Raw genomic sequence first — 17,176 nt, 5'->3', positions numbered from 1 at the left:
TGAAATGGTCATGAAGCGTAACCAAGGTCCTCTTTACTTGCAGCTCAAAAAAGTGCTAAAGGATCGTATTCTGCATGGCATATATCCTCTAGGAACGCTGATTCCTTCAGAGCCACAGCTTGAGCAAGAATTTGATGTGAGCAAAATGACTGTACGCAATGCCGTAAAGGAACTGGCGCAGGAAGGTCTGATTGAGAAGCGCAGCGGAATCGGAACTAAAGTCATCCGAAATACGTCACTTACCAAGTTATCTAAAGGAAAAAGATTTACGGAAATTTTGGTAGAAGAGGGCCATCAGATTCGTAAGAGTCTTATTCGCTCGTCATGGAATACGAATGAAGCCGGAAGTGCTCTGTTTGATATGTTCGGCAAGAACTGTCTTCGGGTGGAGCGACTTTATGAATTAGATGGGAAGCCTTATATTCATTATGTTCATTATTTGGCACCCTCTGTACCTCAAGCCAAAGATAATGAATTGGGCAGCCAATCCTTATATGAATTTATTGAGGAGAGTCATATTGTATTAGATAAATTCCGCGATCAATTTACGGTAGGTATGGCTACGGATGAATTGGCAAAGTTGTTATCGGTTCCCGTGGGAACGGCCCTATTGAAGAGAATTCGATATTCCTTAGATGCTACAGAGCAAATTATGGAATACAGCGAAGGGCATTATAACACCGAATTACAGCATTATTTGGTTAGCTATGACGTGTGATTTTTCGAAAATGAACTCACAAATTGTATACAGCCAACTCTTTAGTCTTATACCGTAAAAAAGCAGCTTATGCACTGAATTTCCAGAGCATAGGCTGCTTTCTTTTGTCTATAAAATTTATCATAATAGAGATAGAGAGAATAGGGGAGCAGAGAGGAGCATGGAGGATGGCAAATATCAAGGATATAGCTAAGAAAGCTGGCGTGTCTGTCGCTACAGTATCCCGAGTGCTGAACAAGCACCCTTATGTCCGTGATGAGAAGCGAAAAAGAGTAGAAGAAGTCATTCAAGAACTGAATTATCAGCAGAATATTCATGCCGTTCATCTTTCCACAGGCAAAACACGTACGTTAGGATTGATGATTCCAAGCTACAATTCCTTTTACTCCCAAGCCCTCGTAAGAGGGGTGATGGAAGCTGCGTTTGAAGAGAAGTATTCTGTAATTTGTTGTCCCACGGATTATAGGAAGGATGAAGAATTAGAATATCTACATATGCTAAAGAGCAAGCAGATTGATGGGATGATTGTCAGTTCTCATGCGAATACTTGGGATGATATTATAGCATTTGCTGAATATGGTCCGATTATAGCTTGTGAACAAACGGATCAGCTCCCTTGTGTATATACAGATCACTACGCCGCGTTCGAAACTGCGATGAACCATTTGATCAATCAGGGGCATAGTAGAATTGGATACTGTACGAGCAGAGAGCATGGGCCGAGCAGCTTATGGAGATGGGAAGCTTATCATCATCTAATCAAGATCAGGAATCTGCCCGCAGAGTCGGATTGGGTGATACCCGAATGCTTCAACATGGAAGATGGGAAACAAGTCGCTAGAAAATGGCTTCGTATGAAGCATAGGCCTACCGCGCTAATTGTGAATGGGGATGAGATTGCTACGGGCATTATTATTGAACTGAAACAGGCTGGACTCCGAATACCGGAGGATCTGTCCTTATTAAGTTTTGATAACCAACCCATTGCTGAGATCGCTGGGCTTACTACGATGGACCAAAATATTAGACTACTAGGGCGCCAAGCATTTCAGCTTTTTTACGAAGGGGGAAAGCAAAGCCAGCGAGAGGTCCCTTTCCAAATGATTGAACGAGAAAGTATTGCAAAAAAAATGGATAGTGTACCGAAGGCTTGACTTGAAACGCGTTTCATCCATTAAGATCTCCATGACAGGTAAAAAACAGGCAGAAATGAGGAGATGGCATGGAACAAACGATGGTTTTTTTTGATATCGATGGGACTTTGCTTGACTATGACAAGAATATACCGGCTTCTACGAAGGAAGCTGTTCAATTACTGAAACATCAAGGCCATGATGTAGCGATAGCGACTGGGCGGGCTCCTTTTCAAACAGAAGATATTCGGCGTGAGTTAGGCATTGATTCATACGTCAGCAGCAATGGTCAATATGTAGTTTTTCGGGGTGAGGTTGTTTACAAAAATGTGATTTCGCCTGAACTTTTAGAGTCTTTTACGCGTTTTGCAGAATCTTATAATCATCCTCTTCTCTATGTAGGTGAAGAGCAGTTAAAGGTGAATACTCAAGATCATGCTGATGTGAATGCTTGTTACGCATCCCATCTCTTAGGAATTCCTGAATTTGATCCTTCTTTCTACAAAGGGAAAGATATCTTGCAGTGCATTTTGTTCTGTACCGCGGAAGAAGAGGGACCTTATTTCAACACTTTTGGTCATCAATTAAAAATGGTTCGCTGGGACCCCGTAGCTTCTGATGTATTGCCCACAACCACTTCTAAAGCAGCAGGAATTCAAAAGCTTATCCAACACGCAGGGTATACACCAGAGCGCGTAGCTGCGTTCGGGGATCATTTGAATGACCGGGAAATGCTTGCTTATGTCGGGCAAAGTGTGGCGATGGGCAACGCTTTGGATGAGATCAAACAAATTGCTAAATATACGACTACTGATGTGGATCAGGATGGAATTTATAATGGATTGAAGCATCTGGGTTTAATTTGATTTCGTATGGAAATACAGAATGTAATTCATAGAAGCCGATTGCTCATGCGTCGGTTTTTTTGTTAATCGATTTCCATGAATTACGTGGCGTTTTCTGGTTGAAACTACAGCTTCAAAGGGTAATGAGAAGGACAAGAACTTGATCGATATGACGCTCGAAAGTTGGCGTGAGGGAGGCACAAAAATATGCAGACGATTTGGAAGGGTTCCGTAAGTTTTGGTCTAGTGAATGTGCCAGTAAAGATGTTCACAGCTACTGAAGACAATGACGTTCATATGAAGATGCTGCACAAAGACTCCAATGCACCGATTCAGTATCATCGTACATGCCCCAAATGTGAAGAAGATGTGAGCTGGAGCGAGATTGTCAAGGGGTATGAATATGAACCTGGACATTACGTTACGTTTGATAAAAAGGAATTGGATGATCTGGCCATGGAGACTTCGCGTGAAATAAAGATTGTAGACTTCGTTGATCTAGAAGAAATCGATCCCATTTATTATCAGAAGACTTATTATTTGTCCCCAGAGAAAAATGGAGAACATGCATACAATTTATTAGTGCGGGCCTTGGAGGATACGGACAAAATTGGAATTGCCCATGTTAGTATTCGTTCGAAGAGTAGTCTAGCGGCGGTTCGCATCATAGATGGGGTACTGTCGATGACAACGATGTTCTATGCAGAAGAAATCCGGCCCAAAGATGAGATTCCGAATCTACCGGATCAACCTACTGTGGATGATCGCGAACTTGACATGGCCAAGATGCTGATTAATCAGCTAGCCTCTACGTTTGAGCCTGACAGATATGAAGATCTATATAAAACACGACTTATGGATGCTATTGAAGACAAGGTCGAGGGCAAAGAAGTTAAAATGGCTCCCGAAGAGAAAAAGACGAACGTTATTGATCTTATGGAAGCCTTGAAGGCAAGTCTAGGTCAGTCGAAAGATGTGAAGCCTAATGCTTCCACATCACAATCATCATCTACGACCTCTACACGATCATCGAAATCAAAAGTCCTCAAATCCTCCAATAAAAACGATGCTACATCTGAGAAGAATGATTCATCGGATGCTCTTGCCCATAAGAAAAAGTCTTCATCTACTCGCTCCACTTCTCGCCGAAGTACCCCAACTCAAAAGAAGTCTGCCGCTAAAAGCAAAGCTAGTGCATCCCCTAAAGCTCGCGGAACCAACAAACGAACCAAAGAGACAACACGAACCAGGAAGACGGGTTCATGATCATTCCGAACTTTACGCCTATGTCACCTCGTAAGCAATCTACCTTGCCTGTAGGGAATGAATGGATTCATCAGCTAAAATGGGATGGCTACCGTATTATTGCTTCTAATATGGAAGGTGAGGTCGAACTCCTCTCTAAAAAAATGTTATCCAAAAATAAACCTTTTCCTGATTTGGTTGCAGCTCTGTCTCGCTCGAACGTATCTTTCATCTTGGACGGAGAAATTGTGATTTTGGATGAAGCAACTGGCCAACCGAGCTTCCAGCTTCTCCAGCAAAGAGATAAGCTTAAAGATGAAAGCTCTATAGGGCGGGCGGCTGAGCGTCTTCCTGTGGTATATGTAGTATTTGATCTACTTATGATACATGGAGAAGATATTCGCAAACTTCCCTACCATCACCGGAGAGAACAACTCTTAGCACTTGCATCAGAGTGGGGATCTCCCATATATATTGCGGACGAATTCGAGGATGGTTCGTTACTGTGGAAATGGGTGATAGACCATGGCTGGGAAGGAATCGTAAGCAAGAAGAAATGTAGCCGATATCGAGAAGGTAAAGAGCATCATGATTGGGTGAAGTGTAAGACGGTGGCCCATTATGATGCTTCGGTAGTAGGCATCATCTGGAAAGAAGGTAGAATTTCCAGCTTGGTCATGAAAAAGAACGAACAATATTTTGGAAGAATATCTTCGGGATTAACAACAGGTTCCAAGCAGGCCCTAAGCGCACTTCGAACGGAAGCTCCAATGAATAAGCATTTCGATAATTTGCCTGAGGGTCTTAAGGGGGCAGAGATCAGATGGCTGAATCAGCCTTTAGCTGCTAGAGTTACAGGTCGTGAACTGACCGAAGCGGGTATACTACGGCATCCCAAACTTATAGATGTGGAGGGGATCTCTTTATGAGTTCATCTTCCTTTGAGGTGGAGGTTGAAGGACATCTTCTTATTCTTACCAATCCTGATAAATTATTGTGGCCGGAAATGGGAATTACCAAGGCTTTATATTTACAAAAGCTCGTTGCGCTCGCCCCCTACCTTTTGCCGTATTGCCGCAATCGCTACCTTACCACGATCCGTTATCCTGATGGTACAGGAGGCAAATCTTTTTACCAGAAAAATGCGCCTCAGCCCCTGCCTGAATTTGTGAAGACTGCAAGGCAGGATCAGGTCAATTATATTCATCTTGATAATCTGGCAACCTTAATTTGGTTAGGCAATTTAGGGTGCTTAGAATTCCATCCTTCATTTGAATATATCGGAACGAATGAACCTGCAGAATGGGTATTAGATATTGATCCCAGCAGTGATCAGGATGTACGATTAATGGGCGCCATAAGTGTAATTGGTGAAGCGCTGCACTCGTTAGGAATTCAATCGGTGCCAAAGACAAGTGGGGCTACAGGGGTACAAATAATTATTCCCATTCAGTCAGGAACTACGTTTGAACAGCTTCATAAAGTGGGTACATTTCTGTCCCAGTTCTTAACAGAGAAGTATCCAGAACTATTTACCACACAAAGATTGATTAAAGATCGTGGCAATCGGATATATATTGACTATGTACAGCATGCCAAAGGGAAAAGTCTGTCTGCTCCCTACACGCCGCGTGGACGACCTCTCGCTACAGTCTCAACACCACTATTGTGGGAAGAAGTTCAGCAAGAAGTGAAGCCGCAAGATTTTCATTTGCTCAATATGGAAGAACGTCTTGCCATTCATGGAGATCTAATCGCTAAGACGCCAAAGCAGTCCCTTACCCCACTTCTGGATTTCATACCATAGCTGTGGATTACTAATGCTGCCATACTCATTTTAATTCTGTATTATTAGATTGGATTTTTGATACTACATTACAAATTTGTATTAACAAAGGAGAACATGTATATGAACACATCTACTCATTCTAACTCCCCATCTGTTGAACCCTTATTCGAACCTCTGCGTATAGGCTCCTTAACGCTGCCTAACCGGATTGTGATGGCCCCGATGACACGGAGCTTCTCGCCAAATGGTGTTCCAGGTGAAAATGTTGCAGAATACTATAGCCGCCGTGCAAAAAATCAAGTGGGATTAATTATTACTGAGGGCACAGTCATCGACCATCCTGCCGCTTCGGGAGATGCGAATGTCCCATACTTCTATGGAGAAGCAGCGCTGAAAGGATGGGCAAAGACTGTTGAAGCTGTCCATCAAGCAGGCGGTATTATATTCCCTCAATTGTGGCATGTAGGGACGGAACGTAAAGTGGGTTCTGAGCCGAATCCCGCATCTTTGCCGGTCGGACCTTCAGGAGTTACAGCACAAGGGGAGAAAGTAAATGAGCCTCTATCTATAACGGAAATTCAGTTGATTGTGGAGGCTTATGCTACGGCAGCAGCGGAAGCTAAACGAATTGGCTTTGATGGTATTGAGATTCATGGTGCCCATGGCTACCTAATTGACCAGTTCTTCTGGGAAGGGACCAACAAACGTACAGATGAATATGGCGGAGATATGATCAAGAGAACCCGCTTTGCTGTGGAGATTATCGAAGCCTGCCGCAAAGCTGTAGGCCCGGATTATCCAATTGTATTGCGAATCTCGCAGTGGAAGTCCACCGATTATACAGCAAAATTAGCAGCAACACCCGAATTGCTAGCGGAGTTCCTTGCTCCTTTATCAGCAGCAGGGGTAGATGTATTCCACTGCTCTACACGGAGATTCTGGGAACCTGAATTCGAGGGTTCCGATCTGAACCTAGCGGGTTGGGTGAAGAAGTTAACAGGTAAACCTTCCATCACTGTTGGTTCTGTAGGGCTTAGTAATGAGTTCACAAGCTTATTTACAGAAGGTAAAGGAGCTTCCCATGCCAATCTAGATGAGTTGCTTGAACGATTAGAGAAGCAAGAATTTGATCTTGTTGCGGTAGGAAGAGCATTGCTCAATGATCCGGAGTGGGTTACGAAGGTTCGGGAACAACGGTTCAATGAACTTGGTGAATTCCAAGCCGAATCTCTAAGAAAATTATATTAATCCGCTGTAGTGGAGAGGGGGCGTTGTTATGAGTCAAGCCAATTTTGAGGAAGCCAGACAAGCAGAAGAAGCTTATCATAGTAAATTATATCAAGAGAATGATATTCTCGAACCAGGCACTTGGATGTCCCGCCCCATTCCTCTCGTCATGGAATTATTAGATCGAATCCTGCTCCATCGCTCAGATGTTCGGATTATGGATTTAGGGTCAGGTGCGGGGCGCAATACTATTCCTCTAGCTCAAAAGCTCCAAGGTAATGAGAGTCGGATTATTGGTGTGGACCTTCTGGAAGAAGCTGTTCAGAAATTGCAAGAAAATGCGGAGAAGTACGGAGTGCAGCGTTTTGTTGAATCTCGGCAAGGGGATGCGGAACATACAGATTTTCAAGAGAACCATTACGATTACATTGTAGCTTGCGGTTGTCTAGAACACGTCTCCTCAGAGAAAGCGCTACGGGAAGTAATACAGAGGATGCAGAAGGGAACAAGGCTTGGAGGAATCCACTGCATCGCCATGAATACGAATATTGAAGAAGTGGAACAAGAGACAGGTAAGGCAGTCGAACCCTTAATCGAGCTCAACTTACAATCCCAGCAAGCCTTTGATGTATTGAACCAAGCATATGAAGGATGGAATGTATTAAAAGAACATTCTGTACTTCAATCCATTGAGGAAGAAAAGTACGATACACCCACCGAGTTCCGCAGTCAATCTATCACCTTTGTAGCACAGCGGTTGAAATAGATACATTAAAGCCCCATCTGATTTCAAATGTCAGGTGGGGTTTTGTTGTTTTTAAAGTGAAGATAGATTCATTTATTATAGGTTAACCAAATAATTCCTCAACTCTTTGGAGGGAACTGCGGATATTTTTAAGTAATCGTTCACTACTCTTCCATGGTTAAGATAAGATACTTTCACATACAAGGTCAGAAGGTTCTCTTTAAAGAAAGGTTTTACTGAAGACTTAGCGAATCCAAACTCTCTGTCTACATTTAGGCTCTTAGGGGAACCTTGCGGTTCTAAATGAGTTGCATGGTCGGTTCTAACTGTAGTCGTAACCGGATTTACATTATCTAAAAGCACGGTCATTGTGGGATGTAACGTAAAGGACACGACGACATCTTTCATAGAGAGAGTAGGATGAGTGACACTAATTTCATAGACTAAGTGAATAGCGTCATCTGTCTGCTTGAGTGTAACTGAGGGGTGAAGCTCATAAGCTAACGAAGCTATCGAAGTGTCAAAAGTTTGTAGTCGAATATGTTTGTTTAAATCCATTTGTTCCGTAGCAAAGTTCGTATGGATGCTTTCGGTGCTGCAAGCAGACAAAGAGATCAGCACAAACAAGCCGCTTATCGACCACATTGATGAGATAAAACGCATAGGTACCTCCAGAAATTCCGTAATTTAGGATGTGTGATTAACATATTCGCTATAAATGGGCCATTTCCTGTAGACTATGGATGATACAATTATGAAAAGATGTTATATATAATAGAGTCAAGCTTAGATTAAGGATGGAGGAATTGAAAATGGCTTTTAACAGCATTATCGTACGACTTGAACTGAATCATAGTCTGATTAGCTTTGGAGATGTGGCAGCGGCGGTTAGCCGTGCAGGGGGAGATATTATCTCTATCGATGTGATTCGCGCCGGTACAGATAATTCAGTACGTGATATTACGATTCAAGGAGCAGAGGATGCAGAGTCTATTATTGTAACCGCCTTAAAGGAACTTCCCGGAATTAATGTAGTCAATGTATCTGATCGAACATTCCTTACGCATCTAGGTGGCAAAATATCCATTCAGCCTAAAATGCCAATTCGCAACCGTGACGATTTATCCAGAGTATACACACCAGGCGTAGCTCGCGTGTCCATGGCTATTCATGAAAGCGTTGACAAAGCTTATTCCTTAACGATAAAAAGAAATACGGTCGCCGTAGTAACCGATGGAACGGCTGTGCTTGGACTAGGAGATATTGGTCCTCATGCGGCAGCACCCGTTATGGAAGGGAAAGCGATGTTGTTCAAGCAGCTTGCCGATGTCGATGCTTTTCCTATCTGTCTAGATACAAAAGATACCGAAGAAATTATTCGTACGATTAAGCTTATCAGCCCAATCTTTGGTGGAATTAATTTGGAAGATATTAGTTCACCTAGATGTTTTGAGATTGAGACCAGACTAGCCGAGGAATTGGATATTCCCGTCTTTCATGATGACCAACATGGAACAGCCATCGTTGTTATTGCGGGACTACTGAATGCGCTTAAAGTAACGGGCAAACAAATGAGCAATGTGCGAGTTGTCGTGAATGGGATTGGTGCCGCTGGAGTATCGATCTGTAAAATGTTGCTTGCCGCAGGGGTTCGTAATCTTGTTCCAGTGGACCGCGAAGGGATTATTGTAAGAGGCCAATCCTATAGTCATCCAATGTGGCAGTGGCTGGCGGAACAGCCTCAGGTCGGGAATCATCCGGGTAGTTTGCAAGATGCGGTCGTCGGTGCGGATGTATTTGTTGGCGTATCCAGAGGGAATGTATTAAGTGCTGATGATGTGAAGACAATGGCACCAGACCGCATCGTATTTGCTATGGCGAATCCGCATCCTGAGATTGACCCAGAAGCGGCGCTACCCATCGTTCGTGTCTTCGCCACCGGACGAAGCGATTATCCGAACCAAATTAACAATGTACTCGTCTTCCCTGGATTGTTCCGAGGCATGCTGGATTGCCGTGCAAGAACAGTAAATGAACCGATTAAGCTTGCAGCGGCTCGGGCTATTGCAGCGGTTGTGACCTCTTCTGAGCTGAATGAACAGTATATTATCCCGAGTATTTTTAATGAGAAAGTCGTGGAGAATGTTCGCCGTGCGGTGATTGAGGCAGCGATCTTAACTGGGGTATCCAGAAGAACGCCACCAGATTTCAGATAGGAAAAAGCGAACATGCAGTCTCCATAAGAGCTACTGTAAAGACGAAGAGTGAACTGAAGAATGAACTGAAGAATGCACTGAAGAATGAACTGAAGTATGGCGCAAGTTATACTTGAAGAATGAACGGATTCTGTATGATGTGCGCTTTTTTAATAAGTATTATTTGAATATGAATTGTAATAGACACTAAATAAAGACGTTCCCATAAGAGGGACGTCTTTATTTAGATTATTTATAAAAATAGCCTATACATCCATCCTAGGATGATCGGATAGGATACAGCATTTTAGATGCGAGAAGAGCAAGTTCTAGACAAATTCTAGTGTTTTGTTCCATGAAGTCATCTCCCAGAAGCTCTTGAAGTCGTTCCATCCGATTGTAAAGAGTCTGCCGATGAATAAAGAGTCTTCTCGCTGTCTCATGCTTTGATCCAGAGCATTGTAAATACATATCTAGCGTTTCTAATAAGCGGTGTTGATGTTCTTTTTCGTGAGCATAAATAGCCCCTAAATGTTCTTGTACAAACGCTTCCAAAATAGATGGACTAGGAATAGCTTTGAGCAGTTGATAAGCCCCCATATCGGAGTAAAAGAGGCAGGACGCCATAGCCGGGACGTTCTTGGATAGTTCAATGACCTGGCCAGCTTCTTTAAATCCCGTAGGCGTGTCTAAAATTCGATAACGGGTGTTCCCTGCCCCGCCATGAATGTGCACATCGGATAGATGATCACATACAAATCTTTTCATATCTTGAATGATTCTCTGCGCTGCCGCTTTAAGCCCATTAGATGAAACATCTTGAAGTCCCATATTGGCCATCAGAACATGAAATTTATTATGTTTGAGCAGTATATTGTGATGTATTCGATCTCGCTTCAACAAGGTTCGTAGTAAAACTAACAGATCTTGTAAGATAGACTCTGTATGTTCGAATTCGATCTCGGAACGCTGTTGATTGATCTCAATAATCAATGGGATAAATAAATCCATCTGACTACTGTTCGAACTCTGGGGTAGATCCAGCGCGTCACGGGCTGCTTCTTCACTATCTAATTGGTGATGTAATAGATCCATCATGATCTGATCATGATTCACCATATCACGTTCTTCACGATAACGGGTGCGCATGATTAGACCTGCGGCTGAATCAGCTGCATATTCAAGAAAAGGGACCAGCTCTTTTGGAGAATGATGAGGATGAATGGTCACACCTAAGTAAGCCAAAGTCTGTCCGAAGCAGATGACAGGATAGAGTAAAATTTGATGAGTACCCCACAAAGTTGTCTGCATCTGGACACCGCCAAGTTCGAGCTCTGATTGGAGAATGATATCTCTGAAAGGATAGTCCTGCAATGCATGTTTAAGTTTAGGACTTCCCGCAAGTTTTGGATAGAATCGATTCGGTTCAAGGAGCGAGTAATATAGAATCTGAGCATCCGTCGTGTACTCATGAAGCAGCCTCATCACACTGCTAAGATCCGACGGTTGCCGCATCATCTGATGAAGCTTCTTAGCGAAAGAGTCCAACTTCTCTGTATGCATTTTTCTCGGTTCAAGAAGCAATGAATGAAGGTCCTGTGTAATCTCAGAGAATCGGACAGGCTGAGCAAATACAATGACAGGGAAGTGCTTTTGTTCGGCAAGCTCCAGAATTTCTTCTGGAATTCGATCAATACTAGTTCCTAGCTCTAGACAAAGTCCTGCCGCCTGCTGATCAATGAGTTGCTGAAGATAGCTAAGACGCTGCTCAGGGAGCTGATTCATCCATAACCCTGTGGTAAGAATCAGATCATTGCGGCTGACAAAAGGGGCAACTTGCACAATTTCTAATACATGGACCCAGTCCACTGCATGTTGCAGTCCATCAGCACCCGCTGCCACCTTGGCTGTGTGGAATAGGGGACGTGTCAATATTTTATCTAATGTAAGTTGTTGTATGTCCAAGTAGGTGTCACCTTTCTGTATCACAGTATGTACATTATCGTCCAAATCGTCAGAACATCGTCAAAGCGTAAAGGGAAAAGAGGGAATTGTTCGACATGCTGTACGATGTCAAGGCACATGAAGTTCCGTATGATAAGTATAGATTACATTCACATTATAATTGAGGTGGCCATCCATGATAATAGGCATTCCCAAGGAAATTAAAAACAATGAGAACCGGGTCGCCATGACCCCTATGGGCGTCACAGAATTTGTTAGACAAGGGCATCAGGTTCTAGTAGAACGTAATGCGGGTAGTGATAGTGGATTTGATGATCAGCAATATTTAGATTCTGGCGCGCATATGCTGGATGCTTCAGAAGTCTGGGCGCGCGCGGACATGATTATAAAGGTAAAAGAACCTCTTTCCGCAGAATATGTATACTTCCGAGAAGGGTTAATTCTGTTCGCCTATCTACATTTAGCGGCGGAGCCTGAACTCGCTGAAGCCCTTCGTTCTTCTGGGGTTACAGCGATTGCCTATGAGACGATTCGCGTTCAAGGCACATTACCTCTTCTTGCTCCCATGAGTGAAGTGGCTGGACGTATGGCCGTTCAAGTTGGTGCTCAAATGCTTGAGAAGGCAAGAGGTGGCAAAGGAATCTTACTGTCTGGGGTAACGGGTGTCAAGCGGGGGAAAGTGACGATTATTGGAGGTGGCATCGCCGGTACGAATGCGGCTCAGTTGGCTGTAGGCCTAGGTGCTGAAGTCACGGTGCTTGATACGAATGTGAACAGACTAAGAGAACTGGCCTTTGTCTTTGGGAATCAACTTCAGACGTTACAGTCGACAAGTGCCAACCTCGCTGCTTCTGTAGCCGAAGCGGATCTAGTCATCTCTACGGTACTTATTCCGGGAGGTAAAGCGCCGAAGCTTGTGTCGGAAGAGATGGTGAAATCCATGAATAAAGGCTCGGTGATTGTGGATGTGGCTATTGATCAGGGCGGAAGCGTAGAGACGATTGATCGAATTACTACACATGATGATCCTGTATTCGTGAAGCATGATGTGCTTCACTATGCAGTTGCTAATATTCCGGGAGCTGTACCGCAAACTTCAACGCTGGCTTTAACGAATGCCACATTGCCTTTTGCTCTACAGATTGCCAAGCTTGGCGTGGATCAAGCGATTCACACTCAGCCCGCCATTATGGCAGGCGTGAACACGATGAAAGGTAGCGTTACTTATGAAGCTGTAGCTCGAGACTTGGGCTATGACTATGTGTCTGTAGATCAGTTGACATAATCGACAATTAAAGGGTCAACATTGGAACAAAACATGAAGCCGCCTTGAACCAAGGCGGCTTTTTTTCGTTGCAAAAATAAACGTTTAACTCATAAGCAAGTAATACCGAAGACGGAAAAATTCTTCTTTTGTTTGCCCTAAAATGGATAGATATAGAAGCCATGAGGCATATTACCCTTGAAAGGAAGGTGTGCCCATGTCTGCCATTTCTAAATTTGGCTTGTTCCCTGCAACGATGATTATTATTTTATCTGTCGGACTCGTTAACCACGTTTTTATCGTTCCTCTGTTACTCAACACAGCCCTACGAGACAGCTGGATGTGTGCCTTTATATCTTTGTTTTTGGGCTTGATTTGGGCATTATTTCCTGTTTATGGGACAATGAAAAGAATGAATGAACCCTTTACAGTTTTCCTAGACCGCGCACTTACCCCCTGGGGAGCTTGGTTCATTAAGGGGCCTTTAATTCTCTTGCTCTTCTTTATAACCTGCAATACATTTTTTGATACGATCTCTTGGGCTACCTCTACCTATCTAGTGCATACCCCGTACTGGGCAATCACCATTGTGTTCATTCTGCTTGTCTTATATACCATCTTTTCGGGATTGCGGACCATTGCGTTTACCTCGGCCATCCTGCTTCCTTTTGTTATCGTCTTAGGTGATTTTGTCATGACTGCGAATCTACCACATAAGGATTACACCTACTTACTTCCAATGTTCGAAAATGGTGTTGAACCTGTCATTAAAGGAGGATTTCTCGCGGCCTGTTCAATGGGGGAACTCTATACGTTAGTGTTATTCCAGCATCATTTGAAGAGCCGATTCAAGCTTAAGCATGTGCTGATCATCGTGGTTCTGCTCGGACTGCTAACGCTTGGGCCACTGACTGGTGCAGTTACACAGTTCGGTCCTTTCGAGGCTGCTAAATTAAGGTACCCTGCCTTTTCCCAATGGAGACTCGTAGAGATTGGGAAATATATTGAACATGTCGATTTTTTTGCTATTTATCAATGGCTGAGTGGAGCCTTCATTCGGATAAGTCTATCGATGTATCTAATTATGGAGTTGCTGCCCTTCAAAAAGCCAGTGATAACCAAATCCACCATGGGTGGAATCGGTGTAATTATTGTTGTTTTGACGCAAATCGCTTGTGACCGTATGATCCTATATCGGCAATGGGTGAAACCCTTTTTCATATATTCTGGGGCACTTATACTGATTATTTCGCTTATTGTATGGATCGCTAGCATCATAATGCAAAGGAAGGAGGCGTTATCTCGTGCAGGTTCATAAGGTAGAGGATGAGGGAAATGAGATTCTTCACTTCAAACACATTTTAAAAGGCTGTCAAGATGTCGTCTTCTATGATCTGGAGATTCTAGACAAGGAAGGAGCGAAGATCCCCGTCAGCTTAATCTATTGCTTCGCTATGGTGGATACCGATAACCTTCGTCAGGCCTTTCTTCCTAAGCTCTTAAAAGAAGGAGCAGACTTACTTGAAAACGTAGAAGGAAACAGCAAAGAATGTGGCAATTTTATGCTAAAGGTTATTCCGCTTGAGAGCGAGAAAAGCCAAATCTTTCAGGCGTTGTTCTCAGGTAATGTCATCTTACTTATTAAGGGCTACAATTATGCCTATGTATGTGACCTTTCCAAACTTCCGATGCGTCAACCCGAAGAGTCGACCATGGAAGTTTCGTTGAAGGGCCCGCGAGATGGCTTTGTAGAAGACTTATGGACGAACATTACCTTAATTCGTAGAAGGTTGAAGACACCAGACCTTCAATGCGAAACGCTTGTATTAGGCAGGGAATCGCAGACGACGGTAACTTTTATGTACGTAGGGAGCATGGCAGATCACAATGTAATCGATAAAGCTAGGAAGAATCTTCAAGCTATCGATGTGGTCACCGTCGATTCAAGCACACAAATAGAATCGTTAATGTCAAGTCGTAAAGTGACCTTGGTTCCGCTGGTAGAACATACGGGACGCCCCGACTACGCAGCGGCTGCTCTAATGACAGGGAGGTTTGCAGTCGTAGTCGATGGGAATCCATCGGTTATAATGGGACCGGCAGATTTAGCTTTACTTATTAAATCTCCAGAAGATTTACATATGCCTTTCTTCTTCGTTACCTTAGAGCGACTGCTTAGATTTATTGGACTGTTCATTAGCGTATTTGCGCCAAGCTTTTGGGTGGCGCTCTGTGCCTTTCATCCCGATCAGATACCCTTTACCTTATTGGCGACGGTAACTATTTCGCGAATTGGTCTGCCTCTCTCAACGACGATGGAAATGTTCTTAATGCTGGGGATGTTTGAATTGTTTCGAGAGGCCGGGATCCGATTACCCAAAGCGGTAGGCCAGACGGTTACGGTCGTAGGCGGTCTGATTGTCGGAGATGCGGCAATTTCTGCGGGTCTCACTTCGCCAACCATGCTGGTAGTAGCAGCCGTCTCTGCCGTTGCGTCTTTTACACTGGTGAATCAGGTTTTGAATGGAAGCGTAAGTATACTTCGTATATATATGTTAGTATTTTCTGCCGTCCTAGGCATGCTGGGGTTCTTTTTGGGTCTGTTCTCAATTATCGTCTACCTTTGCTCCTTAGAATCCTATGGTCAATCTTATATGGCTCCCTTAAGTACGATGCAGTTCCGCCTATGGCCTAAATCCTTCATCCAGCTACCTTGGGGCAAGCGAAGAGGGAAGAAAGAGCGATACAATGAATAGACTCAAAAAAACGTGGCGGATCGTTATACTGATGATTACATTGACCGCGTTCCCTTTGTTATCCGGCTGCTGGGACTCTATTAATTTGCAGGATCAAGGGTACATCACAGCGCTAGGCATTGATTACCAACAAGGGAAGTATAAAATGTATGCTCAGATGGCTTCATTTGGTAGCGTAGCCAAGACCCAAAGCCCCACGAGCGAAGAGGATACAACATGGATCGGCACGGGAGAAGGTAGTACGGTTATCATGGCATACTCTGAGTTGATGCGAACTGCCCAATTTACGATCAGTCTGGATCATCTCAAAGCATTGGTGATCCATGAGCGAGCACTACCCAAAGTAAATGACATTCTGGATGGAGTGAACCGGCAGCGGGCTTCACGATATACTTCCTATGTATTTGGTACCAATACAGAATTGGAAAAGATATTAAATACCAGTACATTTTTTCAGCGATCCCCCTTACTCAGCGTCATTTATTTGCCGGATTTGCAATTTCGCCAGAATAGCTTTTTTCGTCCATTAAGTATGCAGCTTTTTGTTCAGGCTTTAGATGAACCAGGTTTTACAGCGCTGCTGCCTTCCTTAACCGTAGAGGACAAATCTTGGAAAAATTCCACTAAAAATTTAGTAGTTCAGAAGTTTGACGGGATTTATCTTTTTTCTGGTCGTAAGTTGCAGACCTATATGAACTACGATGAAGCCCAAGGTTTTCGCTGGATCGATCCCAAATTTGAACAATATATTATGGTCGTACAAGGCAGTAACAAGACTAAAGTAACTGTAGCGATTACTAAATCTCAAGCTAAGTATAAACTGCTTAGCGGAGGCGACCATCCCAGGTATGAACTGGTTATGAATTTGAAAGGACATACGGTTGAAGTGGATGGGTTAACAAATGCGGCAGCGATTGAGCGAGAAATGGAGAATAAAATACGTCAAGAGATGATGCGTACGTATAAGGCGGGGTGCGACAAAAAGACGGATATCTTCCTCATGAATGAACAACTGTATCGCTTTCATAACAAGCTTTGGAAGAAGCTGAAAAAGGAGAAATGGGTTCCTAACGAAGATTCTTTAGATCTTAAAGTTCATTTCCAATTAATTCATACGGGTAAATTCCAATTGAACTCCGTGAATCATGAGACAAATGCAACTGAATAAAATTATAAGTTATGTTATTAGAATTTCAATTAAGGAGAGATCCGTATACTGGGTATACGGATCTTATTCCGTGTATATATAGTAGGCGGAACAATATACGAAGTAAAGAGAAATCTAAAGAGGCAA

15 protein-coding genes are annotated in these 17,176 nt (G+C 43.4%); 13 read left to right on the top strand and 2 right to left on the bottom strand.

Annotation, left to right across the window (positions count from 1 at the left end; genetic code table 11):
- The first annotated feature begins 4 nt into the window (after positions 1–4).
- From J2Z69_RS06535 to J2Z69_RS06500, 8 genes are all read left to right on the top strand, one after another.
- Positions 5–718, top strand: a complete 714-nt coding sequence (locus J2Z69_RS06535) for a GntR family transcriptional regulator (protein ID WP_209860250.1) — start codon at positions 5–7, stop codon at positions 716–718.
- A 167-nt stretch (positions 719–885) separates the two neighbouring features.
- On the top strand, positions 886–1,872 hold the full coding sequence (locus J2Z69_RS06530) for a LacI family DNA-binding transcriptional regulator (protein ID WP_209860248.1): 987 nt from the start codon (positions 886–888) through the stop codon (positions 1,870–1,872).
- A 68-nt stretch (positions 1,873–1,940) separates the two neighbouring features.
- Positions 1,941–2,717 carry a Cof-type HAD-IIB family hydrolase gene (locus tag J2Z69_RS06525; protein ID WP_209860246.1) on the top strand — a complete coding sequence of 259 codons (777 nt, stop codon included), beginning with the start codon at positions 1,941–1,943 and terminating at the stop codon, positions 2,715–2,717.
- A gap of 186 nt (positions 2,718–2,903) precedes the next feature.
- A complete protein-coding gene (gene ku, locus J2Z69_RS06520; protein ID WP_209860244.1) occupies positions 2,904–3,962 on the top strand; it encodes a non-homologous end joining protein Ku in 1,059 nt (352 codons plus the stop codon).
- Complete coding sequence (locus J2Z69_RS06515; RefSeq protein ID WP_245338973.1) at positions 3,959–4,870, top strand: ATP-dependent DNA ligase; 912 nt, start codon at positions 3,959–3,961, stop codon at positions 4,868–4,870. The genes ku and J2Z69_RS06515 overlap by 4 nt, the downstream gene beginning before the upstream one ends.
- A complete protein-coding gene (gene ligD, locus J2Z69_RS06510) occupies positions 4,867–5,748 on the top strand; it encodes a non-homologous end-joining DNA ligase (protein ID WP_209860235.1) in 882 nt (293 codons plus the stop codon). The genes J2Z69_RS06515 and ligD overlap by 4 nt, the downstream gene beginning before the upstream one ends.
- 102 nt (positions 5,749–5,850) lie before the next feature.
- Positions 5,851–6,978 (top strand): NADH:flavin oxidoreductase, encoded by a 1,128-nt coding sequence (locus J2Z69_RS06505; protein WP_209860233.1) that lies wholly within the window; start codon positions 5,851–5,853, stop codon positions 6,976–6,978.
- 28 nt (positions 6,979–7,006) lie between these two features.
- On the top strand, positions 7,007–7,723 hold the full coding sequence (locus tag J2Z69_RS06500) for a class I SAM-dependent methyltransferase (RefSeq protein WP_209860231.1): 717 nt from the start codon (positions 7,007–7,009) through the stop codon (positions 7,721–7,723).
- Between the two features lie 75 nt (positions 7,724–7,798).
- Here the strand turns inward: J2Z69_RS06500 and J2Z69_RS06495 are convergent, their stop codons facing one another.
- Positions 7,799–8,365 (bottom strand): hypothetical protein, encoded by a 567-nt coding sequence (locus J2Z69_RS06495; protein ID WP_209860229.1) that lies wholly within the window; start codon positions 8,363–8,365, stop codon positions 7,799–7,801.
- A 149-nt stretch (positions 8,366–8,514) separates the two neighbouring features.
- Between J2Z69_RS06495 and J2Z69_RS06490 the strand changes: the two genes are divergently transcribed.
- Entirely contained in the window at positions 8,515–9,918 is a 1,404-nt protein-coding gene (locus J2Z69_RS06490) for an NAD-dependent malic enzyme (protein ID WP_209860228.1), read from the top strand.
- A gap of 258 nt (positions 9,919–10,176) precedes the next feature.
- On the opposite strand, the gene J2Z69_RS06485 is transcribed toward J2Z69_RS06490, so the two are convergent.
- A complete protein-coding gene (locus tag J2Z69_RS06485; protein ID WP_209860226.1) occupies positions 10,177–11,862 on the bottom strand; it encodes a PucR family transcriptional regulator in 1,686 nt (561 codons plus the stop codon).
- Positions 11,863–12,037: 175 nt separating this feature from the next.
- Here J2Z69_RS06485 and ald point away from each other — a divergent pair, with 175 nt between their 5' ends.
- The 4 genes from ald (at position 12,038) to J2Z69_RS06465 (ending at position 17,050) form a co-directional block, all read left to right on the top strand.
- The gene (ald, locus tag J2Z69_RS06480) at positions 12,038–13,147 is read left to right on the top strand and encodes an alanine dehydrogenase (protein ID WP_209860223.1); all 1,110 of its coding nucleotides are present in this window, start codon (positions 12,038–12,040) and stop codon (positions 13,145–13,147) included.
- Between the two features lie 196 nt (positions 13,148–13,343).
- A complete protein-coding gene (locus J2Z69_RS06475) occupies positions 13,344–14,444 on the top strand; it encodes an endospore germination permease (RefSeq protein WP_209860221.1) in 1,101 nt (366 codons plus the stop codon).
- Positions 14,431–15,882 (top strand): spore germination protein, encoded by a 1,452-nt coding sequence (locus J2Z69_RS06470; protein WP_209860219.1) that lies wholly within the window; start codon positions 14,431–14,433, stop codon positions 15,880–15,882. Before J2Z69_RS06475 ends, J2Z69_RS06470 begins: the two co-directional genes overlap by 14 nt.
- On the top strand, positions 15,875–17,050 hold the full coding sequence (locus J2Z69_RS06465) for a Ger(x)C family spore germination protein (protein ID WP_209860217.1): 1,176 nt from the start codon (positions 15,875–15,877) through the stop codon (positions 17,048–17,050). Before J2Z69_RS06470 ends, J2Z69_RS06465 begins: the two co-directional genes overlap by 8 nt.
- Positions 17,051–17,176: the final 126 nt, after the last annotated feature.

Source organism: Paenibacillus shirakamiensis, assembly GCF_017874255.1.
Classification (GTDB): Bacteria; Bacillota; Bacilli; order Paenibacillales; family Paenibacillaceae; genus Fontibacillus; species Fontibacillus shirakamiensis.
This window is presented reverse-complemented; position numbering and strand designations above follow the sequence as displayed.